General features: G+C 73.7%; 19 protein-coding genes. 13 read left to right on the forward strand and 6 right to left on the reverse strand.

The genetic code is table 11. The features are described from left to right. Nucleotides 1–165 precede the first annotated feature (165 nt). From pdhA to HGB54_RS04795, 3 genes are read left to right on the forward strand one after another with little or no spacing between them, the layout of a single operon-like run. The gene (gene pdhA, locus HGB54_RS04785; protein ID WP_168915430.1) at nt 166–1,272 is read left to right on the forward strand and encodes a pyruvate dehydrogenase (acetyl-transferring) E1 component subunit alpha; all 1,107 of its coding nucleotides are present in this window, start codon (nt 166–168) and stop codon (nt 1,270–1,272) included. Beyond that, on the forward strand, nt 1,269–2,288 hold the full coding sequence (locus tag HGB54_RS04790) for an alpha-ketoacid dehydrogenase subunit beta (protein WP_168915431.1): 1,020 nt from the start codon (nt 1,269–1,271) through the stop codon (nt 2,286–2,288). Before pdhA ends, HGB54_RS04790 begins: the two co-directional genes overlap by 4 nt. Further along, nucleotides 2,285–3,709, forward strand: a complete 1,425-nt coding sequence (locus HGB54_RS04795; RefSeq protein WP_168915432.1) for a dihydrolipoamide acetyltransferase family protein — start codon at nt 2,285–2,287, stop codon at nt 3,707–3,709. Before HGB54_RS04790 ends, HGB54_RS04795 begins: the two co-directional genes overlap by 4 nt. A gap of 48 nt (nt 3,710–3,757) precedes the next feature. On the opposite strand, the gene HGB54_RS04800 is transcribed toward HGB54_RS04795, so the two are convergent. After that, nucleotides 3,758–4,387: a TetR/AcrR family transcriptional regulator gene (locus HGB54_RS04800; protein WP_168915433.1), complete on the reverse strand. Its 630-nt coding sequence runs from the start codon at nt 4,385–4,387 to the stop codon at nt 3,758–3,760. A 213-nt stretch (nt 4,388–4,600) separates the two neighbouring features. On the opposite strand from HGB54_RS04800, the gene HGB54_RS04805 reads away from it, so the two are divergent. The 5 genes from HGB54_RS04805 to HGB54_RS04825 are packed head-to-tail and all read left to right on the forward strand — an operon-like array spanning nt 4,601 to nt 10,725. Beyond that, nucleotides 4,601–6,136, forward strand: coding sequence for a carboxyl transferase domain-containing protein (locus HGB54_RS04805; RefSeq protein WP_407663499.1), 1,536 nt, complete (start codon nt 4,601–4,603; stop codon nt 6,134–6,136). Nucleotides 6,137–6,141: 5 nt separating this feature from the next. Then, the gene (locus HGB54_RS04810) at nt 6,142–8,259 is read left to right on the forward strand and encodes an ATP-binding protein (protein ID WP_168915435.1); all 2,118 of its coding nucleotides are present in this window, start codon (nt 6,142–6,144) and stop codon (nt 8,257–8,259) included. Then, nucleotides 8,256–9,407 carry an acyl-CoA dehydrogenase family protein gene (locus tag HGB54_RS04815; RefSeq protein WP_168915436.1) on the forward strand — a complete coding sequence of 384 codons (1,152 nt, stop codon included), beginning with the start codon at nt 8,256–8,258 and terminating at the stop codon, nt 9,405–9,407. Before HGB54_RS04810 ends, HGB54_RS04815 begins: the two co-directional genes overlap by 4 nt. Further along, nucleotides 9,404–9,931, forward strand: a complete 528-nt coding sequence (locus tag HGB54_RS04820) for a MaoC family dehydratase (protein WP_168915437.1) — start codon at nt 9,404–9,406, stop codon at nt 9,929–9,931. The genes HGB54_RS04815 and HGB54_RS04820 overlap by 4 nt, the downstream gene beginning before the upstream one ends. Continuing rightward, on the forward strand, nt 9,928–10,725 hold the full coding sequence (locus HGB54_RS04825; protein WP_168915438.1) for an HpcH/HpaI aldolase/citrate lyase family protein: 798 nt from the start codon (nt 9,928–9,930) through the stop codon (nt 10,723–10,725). Before HGB54_RS04820 ends, HGB54_RS04825 begins: the two co-directional genes overlap by 4 nt. A 10-nt stretch (nt 10,726–10,735) precedes the next feature. Here HGB54_RS04825 and HGB54_RS04830 read toward each other — a convergent pair whose 3' ends face one another. Then, nucleotides 10,736–11,356: a DUF2510 domain-containing protein gene (locus HGB54_RS04830; protein WP_168915439.1), complete on the reverse strand. Its 621-nt coding sequence runs from the start codon at nt 11,354–11,356 to the stop codon at nt 10,736–10,738. Nucleotides 11,357–11,518: 162 nt separating this feature from the next. Between HGB54_RS04830 and HGB54_RS04835 the strand changes: the two genes are divergently transcribed. Next, nucleotides 11,519–12,379, forward strand: a complete 861-nt coding sequence (locus HGB54_RS04835) for an NmrA family NAD(P)-binding protein (protein ID WP_168915440.1) — start codon at nt 11,519–11,521, stop codon at nt 12,377–12,379. Between the two features lie 36 nt (nt 12,380–12,415). Here HGB54_RS04835 and HGB54_RS04840 read toward each other — a convergent pair whose 3' ends face one another. The 4 genes from HGB54_RS04840 to HGB54_RS04855 all read right to left on the reverse strand — a co-directional run bounded on the left by HGB54_RS04840 (nt 12,416) and on the right by HGB54_RS04855 (nt 18,406). Then, nucleotides 12,416–12,826: a globin gene (locus HGB54_RS04840; protein ID WP_228545959.1), complete on the reverse strand. Its 411-nt coding sequence runs from the start codon at nt 12,824–12,826 to the stop codon at nt 12,416–12,418. Beyond that, nucleotides 12,823–13,776, reverse strand: a complete 954-nt coding sequence (locus HGB54_RS04845; protein WP_168915441.1) for a mechanosensitive ion channel family protein — start codon at nt 13,774–13,776, stop codon at nt 12,823–12,825. The genes HGB54_RS04840 and HGB54_RS04845 overlap by 4 nt, the downstream gene beginning before the upstream one ends. Nucleotides 13,777–13,848: 72 nt before the next feature. Next, on the reverse strand, nt 13,849–16,389 hold the full coding sequence (gene pepN, locus HGB54_RS04850) for an aminopeptidase N (protein ID WP_168915442.1): 2,541 nt from the start codon (nt 16,387–16,389) through the stop codon (nt 13,849–13,851). 79 nt (nt 16,390–16,468) lie between these two features. After that, complete coding sequence (locus tag HGB54_RS04855; protein WP_168915443.1) at nt 16,469–18,406, reverse strand: amylosucrase; 1,938 nt, start codon at nt 18,404–18,406, stop codon at nt 16,469–16,471. 50 nt (nt 18,407–18,456) lie between these two features. On the opposite strand from HGB54_RS04855, the gene HGB54_RS04860 reads away from it, so the two are divergent. The 4 genes from HGB54_RS04860 (at nt 18,457) to HGB54_RS04875 (ending at nt 21,774) form a co-directional block, all read left to right on the forward strand. Continuing rightward, on the forward strand, nt 18,457–19,875 hold the full coding sequence (locus HGB54_RS04860) for an NAD(P)/FAD-dependent oxidoreductase (RefSeq protein ID WP_168915444.1): 1,419 nt from the start codon (nt 18,457–18,459) through the stop codon (nt 19,873–19,875). After that, entirely contained in the window at nt 19,872–20,219 is a 348-nt protein-coding gene (locus HGB54_RS04865; protein ID WP_168915445.1) for a cupin domain-containing protein, read from the forward strand. Before HGB54_RS04860 ends, HGB54_RS04865 begins: the two co-directional genes overlap by 4 nt. 71 nt (nt 20,220–20,290) lie before the next feature. After that, nucleotides 20,291–20,776, forward strand: a complete 486-nt coding sequence (locus tag HGB54_RS04870; protein ID WP_168915446.1) for a ribose-5-phosphate isomerase — start codon at nt 20,291–20,293, stop codon at nt 20,774–20,776. Between the two features lie 2 nt (nt 20,777–20,778). Then, nucleotides 20,779–21,774, forward strand: a complete 996-nt coding sequence (locus HGB54_RS04875; RefSeq protein WP_168915447.1) for an Fpg/Nei family DNA glycosylase — start codon at nt 20,779–20,781, stop codon at nt 21,772–21,774. The last annotated feature ends 16 nt before the right edge of the window (nt 21,775–21,790 follow it).

Genomic DNA, 21,790 nt, shown 5'->3' on the forward strand with positions numbered 1-21,790 from the left:
GAGACCTGACTACGGTCGGACGCAACTCCGGGCAACGGCGCCCGGGTCAGCGCGGGCCCACAGGCCGGCGCTGTGAGGATCGTCCGCGCACCGGCTCACCCGCTGGCGGCGCGGCGGATCGGAGAATCGTTGCGTACGACAGTGTCCGACGAGAGCATCGCATCGATGCTCGACAGCACCGCCGAGGGGCTTCCCGGCGACGAGCTGGTGCAACTGCTGGATCCCGCGGGGACGCGGATGGAGCATCCCCTCTACGAGTCCTACGTCGCGGACGCGACGGGTGAGCGGCTCCTCTCCCTCTACGAGGACATGGTCGTCGTGCGGCGCCTCGACGTCGAGGCCACCGCGCTGCAGCGGCAGGGCGAGCTCGGCCTCTGGCCGCCGCTGCTCGGGCAGGAGGCCGCGCAGGTCGGCTCGGCCCGGGCGCTGCGCGAGGACGACTTCGTGTTCCCGAGCTACCGCGAGAACGGCGTCGCCTACTGCCGCGGCGTCGAGCCCCGCGACCTGCTGCGGGTGTGGCGCGGCACGTCGCAGTCGGGCTGGGACCCGTACTCGGTGAACATGGCCACGCCCGCGATCGTCATCGGCGCGCAGACCCTGCACGCCGTCGGCTACGCGGTCGGATGCCGCCGCGACGGCGTCGACACCGCGGCGGTCGCCTACTTCGGCGACGGGGCGACGACCCAGGGCGATGTCAACGAGGCGATGGTCTTCGCGGCCTCCTTCGCCGCGCCCGTGGTCTTCTTCTGCCAGAACAACCACTGGGCGATCTCCGAGCCCGTCGGGCTGCAGGCGCAGCGCCCCATCGCCGAGCGCGCACCGGGCTTCGGCATCCCGAGCGTGCGCGTCGACGGCAACGACGTGCTCGCCGTGCTCGCCGTCACGCGCCGGGCGCTCGAGCGCGCCCACCGCGGCGACGGCCCGACCTTCATCGAGGCGGTCACCTACCGCATGGGCCCGCACACGACGAGCGACGATCCCAGCCGCTACGTCGATCCGCGGCAGCGCGCGGAGTGGGCGGGCAGGGATCCGATCGCCCGCGTCGAGGCGCACCTGCGCGCCGAGGGCGTGCTCACCGAGCAGGCGGCCGCGCGCGTGGCGGCCCGCGCCGACGAGGTCGCGGCGGCGTTCCGGGCGGGATGCACGTCCCTGCCGCAGCCCGCCCCGCTCTCGATCTTCGACCACGTGTACGCCGAGCCGAACTCGGCGCTCGACCGCCAGCGCTCGCAGCAGGCCGCGTACCTGCGGAGCATCGGGGAGGTGGCCGAATGACGCAGCTCACCCTCGCCAAGGCCCTCGGCTCGGGGCTGCGCCGGGCGCTCGCCGACGACGACCGCGTCGTGCTCATGGGCGAGGACATCGGCGCCCTCGGCGGCGTGTTCCGCGTCACCGACGGGCTGCAGCGCGACTTCGGCCCCGATCGCGTCATGGACATGCCGCTCGCGGAATCCGGCATCATCGGCATGGCGGTGGGGCTCGCGTTCCGCGGGTTCCGGCCGGTATGCGAGATCCAGTTCGACGGCTTCATCTACCCGGCCTTCGACCAGATCGTCGCGCAGGTCGCCAAGCTGCACTACCGCACGGGCGGCGCGGTGCGCATGCCGCTCACCATCCGGGTGCCCTACGGCGGCGGCATCGGCGCGGTCGAGCACCACTCCGAATCGCCCGAGGCGTACTTCGCGCACACCGCGGGGCTGCGCGTGGTGACCTGCTCGACGCCGCAGGACGCCCACACCATGCTGCGGCAGGCGATCGCCTGCGACGACCCCGTGGTGTTCTTCGAGCCCAAGCGCCGGTACTGGACGAAGGGCGAGGTCGACGAGACCGTGCTCGACGAGCCCGGCCGCGCCGAGCTGATGGACCGGGCGCGCGTCGTCGTCGAGGGCACCGATGTCACGATCGTCGCGTACGGGCCGCTCGTCGCCACGGCCATCGACGCCGCGGTCGCCGCGAGCGACGAGGGCCTCTCGATCGAGGTCGTCGACCTGCGCTCGCTCGCGCCCCTCGACCTCGACACGATCGAGGCGAGCGTGCGCAGGACGGGGCGGCTCGTCATCACCCACGAGGCCCAGCAGTCGGGCGGGCTCGGCGCGGAGATCGCGGCGAGCATCACCGACCGCTGCTTCCTGCACCTCGAGGCCGCGCCCGCGCGGGTGACGGGCTTCGACACCCCCTACCCGAGCGCTCGCGCCGAGGAGCACTTCCTGCCCGACCTCGACCGCATCCTCGATGCCGTCGACCGCGTGCTCGGCCGCGCGAACGCCCTCACCGGATGGAGCCCGCGATGACCGTCAAGCAGTTCGCCCTGCCCGACCTGGGGGAGGGGCTCACCGAGTCGGAGGTCGTCGAGTGGCACGTCGCCGTCGGCGACCGGGTCACCCTCAACCAGACGATCGCCGACGTCGAGACCGCCAAGGCGGTCGTGCAGCTGCCCTCGCCCTGGGCCGGCATCGTCACCGCGCTGCACGCCGGCGAGGGCGAGACGGTCGCCGTCGGCGCGCCGCTGCTCTCGATCGAGGTGCCGGTGGCGGTCTCGCCGGGCGACGAGGACGGCGTCGCCGTCGGGGCGCCGACGCCGGAGGCCGCGGCGGCGCCGCCGGCCGGGCAGGTCGACGCGGTCGCCGCATCGCCTGCGGAGCAGGCCGACCCCGCTGCCGCTGTCGCTGCCGTGGCCTCGGCCTCGGCCTCGGCCTCGGCGGAGGCGCCCGTCGGCGCCGCCGCCCGCACGGCCGTGCTCGTCGGCTACGGGCCGGCGGTCGAGACGGGCCGTCGTCCGGCCCGTCGGGCGCGCACGCTGCCCGAGGCGCCGAGCCGCCCGACCCGGTCGCGCGACGACGCCGCGTGCCCGCCCGGCCGCGGCGCCGCGCTCGCGACGCCGCCCGTGCGCAAGCTCGCGCACGACCTCGGGGTCGACCTCGGGGCGCTCGCGGGCTCGGGGGAGGGCGGCGCGGTCACGCGCGCCGACGTCACCGCGGCGGCCGAACGGGCCTCGGCGGAGCATCCCGCCACCGCGTCGACGAGCGAGGACGCGCGGACCCCGATCCGCGGCGTGCGCCGGGCGACGGCCCAGGCCATGGTCGCGAGCGCGTTCACCGCGCCGCACGTCACCGAGTTCCTCACCGTCGACGTCACGGCGACGACCGAGCTCGTCGCGCGGCTGCGCGCGGCCGGGCACGACGCGAGCGTGCTCGCCGTCGTCGCCAAGGCCCTGTGCCTTGCCGTGCGCCGCACGCCCGACGTCAACAGCCGATGGGACGAGGAGGCGGGCGAGATCGTGCACTTCGGCCGCGTCGGCCTCGGCATCGCGGTCGCGACCCCGCGCGGGCTCGTCGTCCCCTGCATCCCCGGGGCGGAGGCGCTCACCGTGCCGCAGCTCGCCGGCGCGATCCGCGAGCTCGCGGCGACCGCGCGGGAGGGGCGCACGACGCCGCAGGCGATGCGGGGCGGCACGATCACGATCACCAACATCGGCTCCCTCGGCGTCGATGGCGGCACGCCCATCCTCGTGCCCGGCGAGGCGGCGATCCTCGCGACGGGGGCCGTGCGCCGGCAGCCGTGGGAGTTCGAGGGCGGCATCGCGCTGCGCGAGGTCATGACGCTCAGCCTGTCGTTCGATCATCGTCTCGTCGACGGCGAGCAGGGGGCGCGGTTCCTCACCGACGTCGCGGGGGTGCTGCGCGATCCGGCGAGCGTGCTCGCGCTCGTCTGACCGGCCGGCCCGGTACCGCGCGGGATGCTGCGCTCGCGCTCGCCGCGCTCAGACGGTGAGCGCGGCGAGCGCCATGCGCTCGAGCGTGCCGCGCGTGCCGGCGGAGGCGCCGGGCCGATCGCTGTAGGGCGTGGAGTTGAGCAGACCGAAGGTCGCGTGGGCGCGCGTGCGGAGCGCCGCGCGCGCCTCCTCGGGGCGCAGCCGCGCGAGCACGTCGACCCACAGCTCGACGTACTGCCGCTGCAGCGTGCGGACGGCGTGCCGGTCGGGCTCGGCGAGGCTGTCGAGGTCGTGATCCTGCACGCGGATGACGTCGGGGTTCGCGAGGGCGAAGTCGACGTGGAAGGCGACGAGGCGCTCGAGCGCCGTGCGGGCGTCGGCCGCGGCCGCCACGACTGCGGCGCCGCCCGTGCGCAGGCCCTCGCTGGCGTCGAGCAGCACGGCGGCCAGCACGGCCTGCTTGCTCGCGAAGTGGCGGTAGACGGCGGGGCCGCTCACCCCCGCGGCGGCGCCGAGGTCGTCGAGCGAGACGCGGGGGTACCCGCGCTCGGCGAAGAGCCGCGCCGCCGCGCGCAGCAGCTCGGCGCGGCGCTCGGCCTTCGCGCGCCCGCGCGCGGTCGCCGGTGTCGGCGCGCCGGTCGGGGCCGACCCCGACCCCGTCCCCGTTCCGCGCTCCACGAGTTCAGCGTAGACAGTGCGGTGAACGATGGCTAACCTGATCGGGTGAACGACCGCTAACCGAGCGGTCGGACGCGACGCGAGCCGAGGGCGCCACGAACCGCCCCCGGAGGACGAGGAGAGCGGTCGATGGAGACCCTCGGCACGACGCCGACGACGCCGACGACGAGCACACCGCCGGAGCCCCGGCCCGGCGAGCCGAACGCCGCCCGCATGCGCCGGCTCGTCGACGAGCTGCGCGAGCGCCTCGCGATCGCCGCGCTCGGCGGCCCGCCGCGCTCCCGCGAGCGCCACGTCGCCCGCGGCAAGCTGCTGCCGCGCGAGCGCATCGACGTGCTCCTCGACGAGGGCAGCCCCTTCCTCGAGGTCGCGCCCCTCGCGGCGACCGGGCTCTACGACGACGAGGCGCCCGGCGCGGGCGTCATCGCGGGCATCGGGCTCGTCGAGGGCCGCCACGTGCTCATCATCGCCAACGACGCCACCGTCAAGGGCGGCAGCTACTTCCCGCTCACGGTCAAGAAGCACCTCCGGGCGCAGGAGATCGCCGCCGAGAACCGCCTGCCGTGCATCGCGCTCGTCGACTCGGGCGGCGCCTACCTGCCGCTGCAGGCCGAGGTGTTTGCCGACCGCGATCACTTCGGGCGCATCTTCTTCAACCAGGCGCGCATGTCGGCCCAGGGCATCCCGCAGATCGCCGCCGTCATGGGCTCGTGCACGGCGGGCGGCGCCTACGTGCCCGCGATGAGCGACGAGACGGTGATCGTGCGCGGGCAGGGCACGATCTTCCTCGGCGGGCCGCCGCTCGTGAAGGCGGCGATCGGCGAGGTCGTGACGGCGGAGGAGCTCGGCGGGGGAGAGGTGCACGCGCGCGTCTCCGGCGTCGTCGACCACCTCGCCGACGACGACCGCCATGCCCTGCAGATCGTGCGCGACATCGTCGCGACGCTCCCCCCTCCGGCCCCGCCCGTGTGGCAGGTCGTGCCCTCGACGCCGCCCGCGGTCGACCCGGGCACCCTCTACGACGTCGTGCCGCCCGACGTGCAGACCCCCTACGACGTGCGCGAGGTCATCGCGCGGCTCGTCGACGGCGAGGGCTGGCACGAGTTCAAGCGCGAGTACGGCGAGACCCTCGTCACCGGCTTCGCCCGCATCCACGGCCACCCCGTCGGCATCGTCGCCAACAACGGGGTGCTGTTCAGCGAGTCGGCGCAGAAGGGCGCGCACTTCATCGAGCTGTGCGACCAGCGCGGCGTGCCGCTGCTGTTCCTGCAGAACATCTCGGGCTTCATGGTCGGGCGCGACGCCGAGGCGGGCGGCATCGCCAAGCACGGCGCGAAGATGGTGACGGCCGTCTCGACGACGCGCGTGCCCAAGCTCACGGTCGTCATCGGCGGCTCCTTCGGGGCCGGCAACTACTCGATGTGCGGCCGGGCCTACTCGCCCCGCTTCCTCTGGATGTGGCCGAACGCCCGCATCTCCGTCATGGGCGGGGCGCAGGCGGCCTCCGTGCTCGGCACGGTGCGGCGCGAGCAGCTCGGCGACGACTGGAGCCCCGAGCAGCAGGAGGCCTTCGAGGCGCCCGTCCGCGCGCTCTACGAGCAGCAGGGCAGCCCCTACTTCTCGACCGGGCGGCTGTGGGACGACGGCATCATCGACCCGGCCGACACCCGCGAGATCCTCGGCCTCGCTCTCGACGTCTGCAGCCGCACGCCGCTGCCCGATCCGGCCTTCGGCCTCTTCCGGATGTGACCGCGATGCCCCCTTTCGAGAGCGTGCTCGTCGCCAACCGCGGTGAGATCGCCTGCCGCATCATCCGCACCCTGCGCCGCATGGGCATCCGTTCGATCGCGGTCTACAGCGACGCCGATCGGGATGCCCCCCACGTGCACCTCGCCGACGAGGCCGTGCGGCTCGGCCCCGCCCCCGCGGCGCAGAGCTACCTCGACGTCGGCGCCGTCGTCGGAGCCGCCGGCGCCGCGCGCGCCTCGGCCGTCCACCCCGGCTACGGCTTCCTCTCCGAGAGCCCCGCGCTCGCGCGCGCCTGCGCCGAGGCGGGCATCGTGCTCGTCGGCCCCGGACTGCGGGCGCTCGAGGTCATGGGCGACAAGATGCGCGCCAAGGCGCACGTCGCCGAGCACGGGGTGCCGATCATCCCGGGCGCGGGCGAGCCGGGCATGTCCGATGAGCAGCTGCTCGCCGCCGCGGAGGGCGTCGGCGTGCCGCTCATCGTCAAGCCCTCGGCGGGCGGCGGCGGCAAGGGCATGACGGTCGTGCGCGACTTCGACGAGCTGCCCGCGGCCCTGCGCACGGCCCGGCGCGTCGCGCTCGCGGCCTTCGGCGACGACGCCCTGCTGCTCGAGCGCCTCGTCGAGCGCCCCCGGCACATCGAGGTGCAGGTGCTCGCCGATGCGCACGGCACGACGATCTCGCTCGGCGAGCGCGAGTGCTCGCTGCAGCGACGGCACCAGAAGGTCATCGAGGAGGCGCCGAGCCCGCTGCTCGACGATGCCGCCCGCACGGCGATGGGCGAGGCCGCCTGCGCGGTCGCCCGCAGCGTCGACTACCGCGGGGCGGGCACGGTCGAGTTCCTCGTCTCCGACGCCGACCCTGGCGCGTTCTTCTTCATGGAGATGAACACGCGCCTGCAGGTCGAGCACCCCGTCACCGAGCTCGTCACCGGCATCGACCTCGTCGAGCAGCAGCTGCGCGTCGCCGCGGGGGAGGCGCTCGAGCTGCCGCCGGTGCGGACGACCGGCTGGGCGATCGAGGCGCGGCTCTGCGCGGAGGACGCGGCCTTCCTGCCCGCGACCGGCACGGTGCTCGCGCTGCAGGAGCCGAGCGGCGAGGGTGTACGGGTCGACTCCGGCCTCCGCGAGGGCGCGGTCGTCACCGCCCACTACGACTCGCTGCTCGCGAAGATCATCGTGCACGGGCCGGACCGCGCCGCCGCGCTCGCCGGTCTCGACGCGGCGCTCGCCGAGACCGTCGTGCTCGGGGTGCCGACGAATCTCGCGGCCCTCCGCGGCCTCCTCGCCGACCCCGAGGTGCGAGCCGGCCGACTCGACACCGGCCTCGTCGAGCGCCGTGCCGCCGAGGAGGCGGGGACGCCGCCGCGCGACGACGCCGCGATCGCGGCCGTCGCCCTGCTCGCGCACGAGGAGCGGGAGCGGGCGGCCGCGGGCTCCGGCCCGTGGGCGCGGCCGAGCGGGTTCCGCGTGCAGGGCGCCCGACCCGCGCGGTACGTCGTCGGCGACGATGCCGGAAGGTCGACCACGGTGCTCGTCTCGGGCGCGGCGGAGGAGCGCGCGGTCGCCCTCGTCGCGGGCGCGCATCCGGATGCCCCCGCCCTCGCCGCCGCGACCACCCGCCGCGCGCGCCTCCGTCGGCAGGGCGACGAGCTCGTGCTCGCGCTCGACGACCGCCGCACGGCCTTCGTCGTCGCGCACGACTCGCACGACGGCGCCGTCTGGCTCGCGCGCACCGGCGCGCCCGCCGCGGGCGGACGGGCATGGCGGCTGCGCGACCGCGCGGAGCTGCTCGCCGAGCACCGCGCGGGCCTCGACCGCGTCGAGGGCGCCGTCGACCCCGCCGTGCGCGCGTCGATGCCGGGCTCCGTCGTGTCGATCGCCGTCGCGGTCGGCGACGCCGTCGCGGCGGGCGATCCGCTGCTCGTCGTCGAGGCGATGAAGATGGAGCACGCCGTGCTGGCCCCCCTCGCGGGCACCGTCGCCGAGATCGCCGTCGCGGTCGGCGAGCAGGTGCGGCAGCGCCAGGTCGTCGCGCGCGTCGAGGCCGCGGCCGAGCATCCCGCCGCCCCGCCCACTACCACCACCGGACCGGACCCGACGCAGCGCGAAGGAGCGACACCATGAGGGGTTTCACCGAGGAGCAGCTCGAGCTGCAGCAGCTCGTGCGCGAGTTCGCCGACGAGGTCGTCGCCCCGGCCTCGTACGAGGCCGACCGTGCGCACGAGCTGCCGTGGGGCGTCATCGACCAGATGGGCGAGATGGGCCTCTTCGGCCTGCCCGTGCCCGAGGAGTACGGCGGGCAGGGCGGCGACTACGTCGACCTGTGCATCGCGATCGAGCAGATCGCGCGCGTCGACCAGTCGGTCGCGATCACCCTCGAGGCCGCGGTGGGGCTCGGGGCGATGCCCATCCTGCGCAGCGGCACGGAGGAGCAGAAGCAGCACTGGCTGCCGCGGCTCGCCTCGGGCCGTGCGCTCGCGGGCTTCGGGCTGACCGAGGCCGAGGCCGGCACCGACGCGGGGGCCACCCGCACGACCGCGACGCTCGACGGCGACGAGTGGGTCATCTCGGGCTCGAAGCAGTTCATCACCAACTCCGGCACCCCCCGCACCGAGCTCGTGACCGTCACCGCGGTCACGGGGCGCGATGACGGGGGACGCCCCGAGCTGAGCGCGTTCCTCGTGCCCTCCGGCACCGAGGGCTTCACCGTCGAGCCCGCCTACGACAAGGTCGGCTGGAACGCCTCCGACACCCACCCGCTCACCTTCCAGAAGGCGCGCGTGCCCGCCGGCAACCTGCTCGGCGAGCGCGGGCGCGGCTACGCGAACTTCCTGCAGACGCTCACCGAGGGGCGCGTGGCGATCGCGGCGCTCGGCGTCGGGGTCGCGCAGGGCTGCCTCGACGAGGCGCTGCGCTACGCGGGGGAGCGCACGGTCTTCGGACGCCCCGTCTCCGCCAATCAGCACATCGCCTTCACGCTCGCCCGCATGCGGTCGCGGGTGCACCTCGCGCGCCTCGCCACCTACGACGCGGCCTTCGCGATGGTCGCGGGCGAGCCCTTCACGACGCAGGCGAGCATCGCGAAGATCGCGGCGAGCGAGGCGGCGATGGACAACGCGCGCGACGCGACCCAGATCTTCGGCGGCTACGGCTTCATGAACGAGTACCTCGTCGGCCGCCACTACCGCGACTCGAAGATCCTCGAGATCGGCGAGGGCACGACCGAGGTGCAGCTCATGCTCATCGCGCGCGAACTGGGCATCCGCGCATGAGCGCCGAGGGGCGGGATGCCGTTGCCGGCGCCGGCCGTCGCATCGTGCAGCGCGGGCTCTGGTTCGAGGAGTTCGAGCCGGGCGCGACCTACGTGCACGCCCCGGGCCGCACGATCACCGAGGCCGACAACGTGCTCTTCACGACCCTCACGATGAACACGCAGGCGCTGCACCTCGACGCGCACTGGGCGGCGACGCAGCCCTTCGGCGAGCAGCTGGTCAACTCGATGCTCACGCTCGCGACGATCGTGGGGGCATCCGTCGCCCAGCTCACGCAGGGCACCCTCGTGGCCAACCTCGGCTTCGGCGCCGTGACCTTCCCGCACCCGCTGCTCATCGGCGACACGCTGCGCAGCGAGACGCTCGTGACGGAGGCCCGCCTGTCGGGCTCGCGACCGGGGCAGGGCGTCGTCCGGCTCGTGCACACCGGCCGCAACCAGAACGGCGAGGTCGTGGCGACGGCCGAGCGCGCGACCCTCGTCTGGTGCCGCGGCGCCGCCCCGGGAGCGGAGGACGGCGCGTGAGCGAGCTGCCTGGCCCCGCCCTGCTGTTCTGCCCGGCCGACCGGCCCGAGCGCTACGAGAAGGCCCTCGACCGGGCCGACGGCGTCATCCTCGACCTCGAGGACGCCGTCGCGCCCGCGGACAAGGAGCGGGCGCGCGCGGCGCTGCTCGCGACCCCCGTCGACCCCGAGCGGGTCATCGTGCGCGTCAACGCGATCGGCACCGACGAACACGCTCGCGATCTCGAGGCCCTCGCGCGCACCGGCTACCGGCGCCTCATGCTGCCGAAGGCGGTGGATGCGCGTGCCCTCGGCCGCTGGCGGGTGATCGCCCTCGTCGAGACCGCCGCCGGGGTGCTGGCGGCCGAGTCGCTCGCCGCGACGCCCCACGTCGTCGGGCTCATGTGGGGCGCCGAGGATCTCATCGCGTCGCTCGGGGGCTCCTCGAGCCGGCACGCCGACGGCCGGTACCGGGATGCCGCCGTGCACGCCCGCGCGCGGGTGCTGCTCGCGGCGGGCGCCCACGGCATCGCGGCGATCGACGCCGTGCACCTCGACATCGCCGACCGCGAGGGGCTCTCGGCAGAGGCGCGCGATGCCGCGGCCCAGGGATTCACCGCGAGCGCGTGCATCCACCCCTCGCAGGTCGAGGCGATCCGGGCGGCGTACCGGCCCTCCGAGGAGGAGCTCGCCGCGGCGCGCCGCCTGCTCAGCGCGGCGGAGGGCCGGCCGGGCGTGTTCGCGCACGAGGGCCGGATGGTCGACGAGCCCGTGCTGCGGCACGCGCGCCGGGTCGCCGCGCGGGCCGAGGCCTGACCCGGCGTCGCTAGGGGGCGAACCCCGGCAGCTCGGCGAGCACCGCGGTGGTGATCTGGACCGTGACCGCGATGATCACGACGAGGTTGAGCGCGGTCAGGGCGATGGCCGTCCACATCGGGGCGAGCCCCGTGCCGATGCGGCGCTTCACCACGATCGAGCGGCCGATGACGTAGACCAGCGACAGCAGGATCGACCAGGCGAAGTGGAAGGGCTTGTCGACGCGGCGCTTCTTCAGCTCGCGCCAGTCGAGGAAGGCGAGCAGGATGCCGAGCGCCCAGGCGACGATGCCGAGGACGTTCGTCAGCAGCTCGCCGGAGGTCGGGGCGGGGATCGCGAACGGGTCGGAGGGGTCGGTCGCGAGGGACTGCGCGACGATCGCCTCGACGTCGAGCAGGAGGAAGGACAGCAGCGAGGTGAGGGGCAGCAGCGCGAGGATCCAGATCCACGGGGTGTACGGCGCCGTGCCGGCGGGTGCGCTGAGCACGGGCGCGGTGTAGGTCGCCGAGTAGGGCTGCTCGATCTGCTCCGTCCACGCGGTGCCGTTCCACCAGCGGCGGCCAGGGCCGCCCGCGGGGTCGGGGTACCAGCCGGCGGGAACGGGGGCGGGGGTCGCGGGGGAGTCGCTCACGGGCATCCTCATCGAATCGGGGCGGACGGCGGTCGTGCCGCCTGCGAGGGTAGCAACGTCGGCCCGGCGCGTCCCTCCCGCGCGTCGGGAACAGGGGATGCTCGGCGCCGGTTGACCCCGACGACCCGCGCCACGGCGCCCGCCTCTCGAAGGAGCACCCCCATGACCATCGTCGTCACCGGAGCCACCGGCCACCTCGGCCGCCTCATCATCGAATCCCTGCTCGCCCGCGGCGTCGCGCCCGCCGCGATCACCGGCACGGGCCGCTCGGTCGAGCGCGCCGCCGACCTCGCCGAGCGCGGCGTGCGCATCGTCCCCGCCGCCTACGACGACGCCGCCTCGCTCGACGCGGCGCTCGCCGGGGCCGAGATCCTCATGCTCGTCTCCGGCTCGGAGGTCGGCTCGCGCGTCGCGCAGCACGGCGCGGCGATCGCGGCCGCCCAGCGCGCGGGCGTGCGCCGCATCGTCTACACGAGCGTGCTCGACGCCGCCGACTCGCCCCTCGTGCTCGCCCCCGAGCACGCCGCGACCGAGAGCCTGCTCGCCGACTCCGGCCTCGCGGTCACCGTGCTGCGCAACGGCTGGTACACCGAGAACTACGCCGGCGCCGTGCGGCAGGCGGCGCAGACCGGCGCGCTGCTCACGAGCGCGGGGGAGGGCCGCGTGTCGAGCGCGAGCCGCATCGACTACGCCGAGGCGGCCGCCGCCGTCATCACGGGCGAGGGGCACGAGGGCGCGGTCTACGAGCTCTCGGGCGACGTCGCCTGGGGCTTCGACGAGCTCGCCGCCGCCGCCTCGGCGGCGACCGGCGCGGCGATCGCCGTGCAGCAGGTGACCGCCGAGGAGCACCTCGCGCAGCTCACCGCCGCCGGGCTCGACGCGGGCACCGCCGGGTTCGTCGTCGCGCTCGACGGCGACATCCGATCCGGCCTGCTCGACGCGACCACGGGCGACCTGTCGCGCCTCATCGGTCGGCCGACGACGCCGCTCGAGCAGGGGCTGCGGGCGGCGCTCGCGGGCTGAGCATCCACCGCGCCCTCGCGCCGCGCGCGCCCCGGTCTACTCCTCGAAGGTGTTGACCATGGCGTGCGCGGCGCGCTGCAGGTAGTCCCACAGCGCCTCCTCGTGCATCGGCGGCAGCGCCAGCTCGTCGACCGCGGCGCGCATGTGGAGCAGCCAGCGGTCGCGCGCGTCGGGGTTCACCTTGAACGGCATATGCCGCATGCGCAGCCGCGGGTGGCCGCGCTGCTCGCTATAGGTGGTCGGGCCGCCCCAGTACTGCTCGAGGAAGGCGGTGAGGCGCCACACCGCGCCCTCCATGTCATCGTCGGGGTACATCGGCCGAAGCACCTCGTCGTGCTCGATGCCCTCGTAGAAGCGGCGTACGAGCCGCACGAAGGTGTCGTGCCCGCCCACCTGCGTGAAGAAGGGGTCGGGCGGCCCGATCGGCAGCCCGGCGTCGGTCGTCACGGCTTCTCCACCGGCGCGGCGGCGGCCTTGCGGCTGCGCGGCGACTTCGGCGCGTCGATCGCGTCGAGTACGAGGCGGTTCATCGCCGGCAGCATGACGCCCATCTCGTCGAGGGCGAGCTTGAGGCGCAGGCGCAGCTCGCGCGCGATGTCGAACTGGTCGGCCGTGCGCACCTTGACGACGAGGCGCACGACGAGGGCCTCCGCCGAGATCGACTCGATGCCCCAGATCTCGGGCTTCTCCAGCACCTTGCGCTTCCACTCCGGGGCGTCGGCGAGCGCCTGCGCCGTCGCGAGCATGACCTCCTCGACCGCCTCGACGTCGGAGGTGTAGGGCGCGGGGATGTCGAGGATGACCCTCGCCCAGCCCTGCGACTTGTTGCCGACGGTGACGACCTCGCCGTTGCGCACGAACCACAGGGTGCCGTTGACGTCGCGCACCTGCGTGACGCGCACGCCGACCTCCTCGACGACGCCCGAGACGGGCCCCTGCGTGGAGGTCAGCTCGACGATGTCGCCGACGCCGAGCTGGTCCTCGAAGACCATGAACAGGCCGTTGAGCATGTCCTTCACGACGTTCTGCGCGCCGAAGCCGAGGGCCGCGCCGAGCACGCCGGCGCTCGCGATGAGCGCGGTGACCGAGAAGTTCAGCTCGGCGAGCACGAGCACGAGGGTGACGGAGATGATCGCCCAGGTCGCGAGGTTGTTGAGCACGCTGCCGATCGTGCGGGTGCGCTGCACGACGCGCACGGCGTGCAGGGGCGAGGCGCTCAGCTCGACGGTGTGCTCGACGGCCTGCGCCTTCTTCACCCCGCTGACGACGCGGTCGACGACGCGCTTGATCGAGAAGCGCAGGGCGGCGCGCAGGATGCCCGCGCCGACGAGCAGCGCGATGATGCGGATCGGCGTGCCCCAGGTCTGCCAGAACACGGCCCAGTCGAAGGTCTCCATCGACCCCAGACTACCGAGCGCCGAACGGGGGCCCGCCGATGGCGGACCCCCGTTCGATGGTGCGGGGCTCGATCAGGCCCGGTCGCGCTCCTGCGCGGCCAGAGCGCGCTCGACACCGGCGAGGTTCTCCGACACCATGCGGCGCAGCGCCGGGATGCCCGGGTTCGCGTCGAGCCACGCGCGAGTCGCCGCGGCCAGGCTCTCGGAGGCGAGCGGGGCCGGGTACAGGCCGAGGATCAGGTACTCCGCGATCTTGTACGTGCGGCTCTCCCACACCTCGCCGAGGGCGGCGAAGTACGGCTCGACGAGCTGCTCGAGGCGGGCCGGATCGTTGACGTGCAGGTAGCCCATCGTCGTCATGCGCACGATCGCGTTCGGCACGGTGTCGTCGCCGACGAGGTGCTCGAAGGTCGCGCGCTTCGCCTCGACCGTGTCGATCGCGGCGCGGGCGCGGGCGGCGGCCTGCGCGCCGTTCGAGGTGTTGTCGGCCGCGAGCGCGGCGTCGATATCGGTCTCCGTGGCGGCGCCGACGAGGGCGAGGCCCTCGAGCAGCTCCCACGACAGGTCGGTGTCGATCTCGAGCCCCTCGAGCGCGATCGAGCCGTCGCGCAGCCCGGCGAGGGTGCGGCCGTGCTCGGGCGTGGAGGCCATGGCGGCGAAGAACTTCACGAACTGGAACTGGGCGTCGCTGCCGGGAGCGGCGCCCTGTGCGAGCATCCACAGGCCGTCGGCGACCTCGCGGATGACCGCGTCGCGGTGCTCCGGGGCCACGTACATGCGCGCGACCGTCGCCAGCTGCGTGAGCGTCGTGCGGATGGTCGTCGACTCGGTCTCGGTCGCGATGTTGCCGAGCACGAGGCGCACGTAGTCGCGCGGGGCGGCCTCGGCGTCGCGCGTGGCGTCCCAGACGGCGCCCCAGACGATCGCGCGGGCGAGCGGGCTGGAGATGCCCGCGAGATGCTCGATCGCGACGGCGAGCGAGTCGTCGTCGAGGCGGATCTTCGCGTAGGCGAGGTCGTCGTCGTTGAGCAGCACGAGGTCGGGCTTGACCTGGCCGACGAGCTCGGGCACCTCGGTGCGCTCGCCGTCGACGTCGAGCTCGAGGCGGTGCACGCGCTCCAGCGACTCGCCCTGCAGCGCGTAGAAGCCGATGGCCATGCGGTGCGGGCGGATCGTCGGGTAGTCCGCCGGCGCGCTCTGCAGCACGGCGAAGGACGTGATGACGCCGTCGGCGTCGGTCTCGATCTCGGGGCGCAGCGTGTTGACGCCCGCCGTCTCGAGCCACTTCTGGCTCCACTCGGTGAGCTCGCGGCCGCTCGCGGCCTCCAGCTCGACGAGCAGGTCGCGCAGCTCGGTGTTGCCCCAGGCGTGCTTGCGGAAGTACGCCGAGACGCCGGCGAAGAAGGCGTCCTGCCCGACCCAGGCGACGAGCTGCTTGAGCACGCTGCCGCCCTTGGCGTAGGTGATGCCGTCGAAGTTGACCTGCACGTCCTCGAGGTCGTTGATGGTCGCGACGACGGGGTGGGTCGAGGGCAGCTGGTCCTGGCGGTACGCCCAGCTCTTCTCCATCGCCTGGAACGTCGTCCAGGCCTCCGTCCACTCGGTGGCCTCGGCGGTCGCGATGGTCGACGCCCACTCGGCGAAGGACTCGTTGAGCCAGAGGTCGTTCCACCACTTCATGGTCACGAGGTCGCCGAACCACATGTGGGCGAGCTCGTGCAGGATCGTGACGACGCGGCGCTCCTTGATGGCGTCGGTCACCTTCGAGCGGAACACGTAGGTCTCGGTGAACGTGACCGCGCCCGCATTCTCCATGGCGCCGGCGTTGAACTCGGGCACGAAGAGCTGGTCGTACTTCTCGAAGGGGTAGGCGACGCCGAACTTCTCCTCGAAGTACGTGAAGCCCTGGCGGGTCTTCTCGAAGACGTAGTCGGCGTCCATGAAGGGGAAGAGGGATGCGCGGGCGTAGACCCCGAGCGGGATGGTGCGGCCGTCGGCGCTCGTGAGCTCCGAGTGCACCGACTGGTACGGGCCGGCGACGACGGCGGTGATGTAGCTGGAGATGCGCGGGGTCGGCGCGAAGGTGAAGATCGTCGACTCGCCGTCGACGACGGGCTCGGGGCTGGGGGAGTTGGAGACGACCACCCAGTGGCCGGGGGCGCGCACCGTGAACTGGAACGTCGCCTTGAGGTCGGGCTGTTCGAAGACCGCGAAGACGCGGCGGCTGTCGGGCACCTCGAACTGCGAGTACAGGTACACCTCGCCGTCGACGGGGTCGACGAAGCGGTGCAGGCCCTCGCCCGTGTTCGTGTACTCGTGGTCGGCGATGACGGTGAGCACGTTCTGCTCGGCCAGGTCGTCGAGCCGGATGCGCGTGCCGTCGGCCACCGCGGCCGCGTCGAGCTCGGCGCCGTTGAGCGTGACCGAGTGCACGGTGCGGGTGATCGCGTCGATGAAGGTGCTCGCGCCCGCGGTCGCGGAGAAGGTCACGGTCGACGTCGACCGGAACACCTCGTCCCCCGTCGTGAGGTCGAGCTCGATCTGGTAGCTCTCGGTCGACACGAGCGACGAGCGCTCCTGCGCTTCGACGCGGGTCAGGTTCTCTCCGGGCACGATGCAGCCTCCTTGGGGCTCTGGGCGTGTGGGCTCTGTCGCGGGGGATGCGCGGCTCGTGGCCGCGCGGCACTCAACCCTATTCGCCGCCGCCCGAGCGCACGCGGATCCACGCGAGGCCGTGGGCGGGCAGCACGAGATCGGCCCGGAGGTCGACGGGCTGCCCGGTGATGAGATCCGAGCCCGTGGCGGGCATGCCCTGCAGCGTGGAGGCCAGCACCGTCTCGGGGGCGTCGGCGACGTTGGCGAGGCAGAGCACGAGGGCTCCGTCGTCGCCCGGGCGCTGGTACCCGACGACGTGGGGGGAGCGGGCGTCGAAGCCGATGAGGGCGCCGCCGGCGAACTCCGGCGTGCGGCGGCGCACGGCCAGCAGCTGCTGCAGGCGCGCGTAGAGCATCCCGGCATCGGTGGTCGGGTCGATGCGCTCGGCGTAGCGCTCCTCGGGGTACGGCGGGCGGTTGACCCAGCGGCTGTCCTCCGCATGGGCGGGCTCGTCGACGTAGGAGTAGTCGTTGAGCTGCCCGACCTCGTCGCCGAGGTAGAGCAGCGGCACGCCGCCGGTCGAGAGCGTGATCGAGTGCGCGAGCACGATGCGGTCGATCGCGCCCGCGTCACCGGCCTCGAGGCCCGCGAGCGAGGCGGTCGTGCCCGAGATGCGGCAGTCGCCCGTCTTCGGGTTGTCCTGGAACGGCACGCCCCGCGCGAAGCTGCCGGGGAACCGGTTCACGAAGAAGCTGTTGAGGAACCGCCGGTGCTCGAAGCCGTCGATGCCGAGCTCGGCGGCGTCCTCGTCGGCGAAGGTCCAGCCGATGTCGTCGTGGCTGCGCACGTAGTTGACCCAGGCGGTGCCGGCGGGCAGCGCGTGCCGGCGGTCGAGGGCCTGCTGCAGCAGGCGGGCGTCGCGCGTGGCGAGCGAGTTCCAGATGAGCGCCATCTGGAGGGGGTTGTAGCTGAGCTGGCACTCCTCGGGCGAGATGTACTGGATGACCTCGTCGGGGTGCACGATGGCCTCCGACTTGAACAGCACGGCGGGGGCGGCGATGCGCAGGGCGGCGTTGAAGGCCTGGATGAGCAGGTGGGCCTCGGGCAGCGACTCGCACGTCGTGCCGAGCTGCTTCCAGATGAACGCGACCGCGTCCATGCGCAGGATGTCGACGCCGCGGTTGGCGAGGAACAGCATCTCGCCGGCCATGGCGCGGAAGACCGCGGGGTTGGCGTAGTTGAGATCCCACTGGAACGAGTGGAAGGTCGCCCAGACCCAGCGCTCGGCCTCCTCCCGGCTCGGCACGGTTCCGTCGGGCAGCGGCATGGGCACGAAGGAGCCGGGGTGGTCGTCGGGGAAGATCTCGCGCACCGTCGTCTCGAAGGCGTCGGGCATCTCGCGGCCGTCGAAGATCCAGTAGTAGTCGGCGTATTCCTGCTCGCCGGCGCGGGCCCGCATCGCCCACTCGTGCTCGTTCGAGGTGTGGTTGAAGATGAAGTCGACGACGAGGGCGATGCCGTTCTCGCGCAGCTCGGCGGCGAGCGCGGTGAGCTGCTCCATGTCGCCGAGGGCGGGGCTCACCTCGCGGTAGCTCGACACGGCGTAGCCGCCGTCGCTGTTCTCCTCGGGGGCGAGGAAGAGCGGCATGAGGTGCAGGTAGGTGAGGCCCAGCTCCCGGAAGTACGGGATGCGCGCCCGCACGCCGTCGAGGTCGCGGGCGTAGCGGTCGACGTAGAGCACGCCGCCGAGCATCCGGTTCGACAGGAACCAGTGCGGATCGGCCTCGCGCGCGGAGTCGACCGCCTTGAGGTCGGCGGGGCGGGCCTGCCAGCTCGTCGCGAGCTCGCCGAGCAGGAGGGCGAGCTGGGCGTCGGTCGCCTCGTTCTCGCCGTAGACCCGGCGGAAGAGGGTCTCGAGCCGGGGCAGCTCGCGGTCGACCCGGTCGAGCAGCTGCTGCCAGTCGCTCTCGGCGGTCTCGGGCAGCCGGGCGGCGGCGAGGGCGTCGTCGATCGACCGGGTACGGGTGTGCTCCATTGCGCGTTCCCCTATTGTCCAAATGGATAACCGTCTGGCATCGTGGCGGTATGGCCACCACCGTATTCGACCGCGAGCGCCCCGACACCCGACTCGTGACCGAGGCGCTGGCCCCGTCGCGCCCCTCGGTGTTCTGGCTCGACGAGCTGCCCGCCGCGCCCGCCCTGCCGCGCCTCACCGGCCGCGTGCGCGCCGACCTCGCCGTGGTCGGCGGCGGCTACGCGGGGCTGTGGACGGCGCTGCTGGCGAAGGAGCGCGACCCCGGCGCCCGCGTCGTGCTGCTCGAGGGCGCGCGCATCGGTCACGCCGCCTCCGGGCGCAACGGCGGCTTCGTCGAGGCGACCCTCACGCACGGGGCCGCGAACGGCGAGACGCGGTTCCCGACCGAGCTCGCCGAGCTCGACCGCCTGGGGATGGCGAACCTCGACGCCATCGAGCAGACCGTCGAGTCCCGGGGGTGGCGGTGCGAGTTCGAGCGCGTCGGGTCCATCGCCGTCGCCACCGAGCAGTACCAGCTGGCGGCGCTCGCCGAGGCGCACGACGGCGAGCACGAGCTGTTCCACGACGGCGGCGGGATGCGGGCGCTCGTCGACTCGCCCACCTACCTCGGCGGGCTGGAGTCGACCCGCGATACCGCGCTCGTGCATCCCGGCAGGCTCGCCCGCAGCCTGCTCGAGGCCTGCCTCGATGCCGGCGTGGAGGTGCACGAGCAGTCGCCCGTGCGCCGCCTCACCGCCGAGCCCGACGCGGTGCTGCTCGACACCGCCCACGGCACCCTCGCCGCCGACCGGGTCGCCCTCGCGACGAACGCCTACCCCTCGCTGCTCAAGCGGTACCGGCTGCACACCGTGCCCGTCTACGACTACGTGCTCATGACCGAGCCGCTCACCGCCGAGCAGCGCGCCGCCATCGGCTGGCAGGGTCGGCAGGGCATCGCCGACTCGGCCAACCAGTTCCACTACTACCGGCTCACCGCCGACGACCGCATCCTCTGGGGCGGCTACGACGCGGTCTACCACTACGGCGGCCGCATCCGCCGCGCGTACGAGGAGCGGCGCGAGAGCTTCGAGACCCTCGCCGCGCACTTCCTCACGACCTTCCCGCAGCTCGAGGGCATCCGCTTCAGCCACCGCTGGGCGGGCGTCATCGACACCTCGAGCCGCTTCTGCGCCTTCCACGCGACGGCCCACGGCGGCCGTGTCGCCTACTCGGCCGGCTTCACCGGGCTGGGCGTGGCCGCCACCCGCTTCGCCGCCGAGGTCATGCTCGACCAGCTCGCCGGGCTCGAGACCGAGCGCACGAGCCTGAAGATGGTGAACGAGCTGCCGCTGCCGTTCCCGCCCGAGCCGGCGACGTACCTCGCCGTGCAGGCAGTGCGCGCCGCGCTCGACCGGGCCGACCACCGCGAGGGCCGCCGCGGCGCATTCCTTCGCACTCTCGACGCGGTGGGTCTAGGGTTCGATTCGTGACCTCACTCCCGCTCGACGCCGCCACCGTGCTGCAGGCCCTCACCCTCGAGCTCGACCACGAGCCGGTGGAGGAGGAGCGCGTCGTCGAGGGCTCGCCCACCACGGGCGTCGAGGCTCTCACCGAGGTCGACGACTGGGAGATCGGGGTCTGGGAGATGACCCCGGGCATCGTCACCGACGTCGAGGTCGAGGAGGTCTTCATCGTGCTCGCCGGCCGCGCCATCCTGCGCCGCGAGGACGGCTCCGAGCAGGAGCTCGTCGTCGGCTCGGTCGGCCGTCTCGACGACGGCGAGGAGACCGAGTGGGAAGTGCTCGAGACCCTGCGCAAGATCTACATCGCCTGAGCGCCCGCCCCGCCTGAGCGCGCGCCCCGCGGCCGACGGCCGCCCCCTCGCGCCGGATCTAGACTGACCCCATGCGCATCCACGTGGCCACCGACCATGCCGGACTCGAGTTCAGCCGCACCGTGCAGGCCCACGTCGCCTCCCTCGGGCACGAGGTGATCGACCACGGGCCGGTCGAGTACGACGCCCTCGACGACTACCCGGGCTTCTGCATCGACGCCGCCCGCGCCGTCGCCCACGACCAGTCCGAGGGCCGCGAGGCGCTCGGCATCGTCTTCGGGGGCTCGGGCAACGGCGAGCAGATCGCGGCCAACAAGGTGCCGGGCATCCGCGCCGCCCTCGTCTGGAACGACGCGACCGCCGCCCTCGCCCGCGAGCACAACGACGCGAACGTCATCTCGATCGGCGCGCGGCAGCACCCCGTCGAGGACGCCCTGCGGTTCATCGAGATCTTCCTCGCCACGCCGTTCAGCGGCGACATCCGCCACGTGCGCCGCATCGGCCAGATCGGCGAGTACGAGACGACCGGCGCCCTCGCCGGCCGCGACGTCGTCTAGCCGTGCCCGAGGGTCACTCCGTCCACCGCATCGCCCGCCAGTTCGGCCGGCACATGGTCGGCGACGCCGTCGCGGTGAGCTCGCCGCAGGGCCGCTTCGCCGAGGGCGCGGCGCTCATCGACGGCCGCACCATGACGGCCTCGCGGGCCGTCGGCAAGCAGATGTTCCTCGAGTTCGACGAGGCGCTGTGGCTGCGCGTGCACCTCGGCATCTACGGCGCCTGGGACTTCTCGGGCGACCTGCGGCAGGACGCCACGCAGCGCGCGGCCCGCGGGCGCATGGGCCAGACCGGCATGCGCGGCACCGGCGATGAGGGGGATGCCCCCGCCACGGTCGTCGGCGAGCACGAGGACTCGCTCTCCTCCATCGGCGCCCCCCGGCGCACCCGCCTGCGCATGGCCGAGGCCGAGACGGCCGCCGTCGTCGAGGGCTGGCCGCCCGAGCCGATCGGGCAGGTGCGCGTGCGCCTGCTCACCGAGCGCGTCGTCGCCGACCTGCGCGGCCCCACCGCCTGCGAGGTACTCGACGCGGCCGCCGTGCAGACGGTCATCGACGCCCTCGGCCCCGATCCGCTCGTCGACGACGCGCAGGAGGGCGAGGAGCGCATGCTCGCGCGCATCCGCCGTCGCCGCGTGCCGATCGGGCTGCTGCTCATGGATCAGAGCGTCGTGAGCGGCATCGGCAACGTGTACCGGGCGGAGATGCTGTTCCGCGCCCGGCTCGACCCGCACACGCCCGGCGCCAGCCTGCCCGAGGACGTCATCCGCGAGCTGTGGCGCGACTGGCGCTACCTGCTCGGCATCGGCGTCGACACCGGCCAGATGATGACGATGGACGGCCTCGACGAGGAGTCGCGGAAACGCGCCCTGCGCAACCGGGCCGACCGGCACTGGGTCTACAAGCGCGAGGGCCTGCCGTGCCGCATCTGCGGGACGCACATCGTGCTCGAGGTGGCTGCGGGCCGCAAGCTCTACTACTGCCCGAACTGCCAGAGCTGACGGACGAGGAGCACCG

Source organism: Microcella flavibacter (assembly GCF_012530535.1).
Lineage (GTDB): Bacteria > Actinomycetota > Actinomycetes > Actinomycetales > Microbacteriaceae > Microcella > Microcella flavibacter.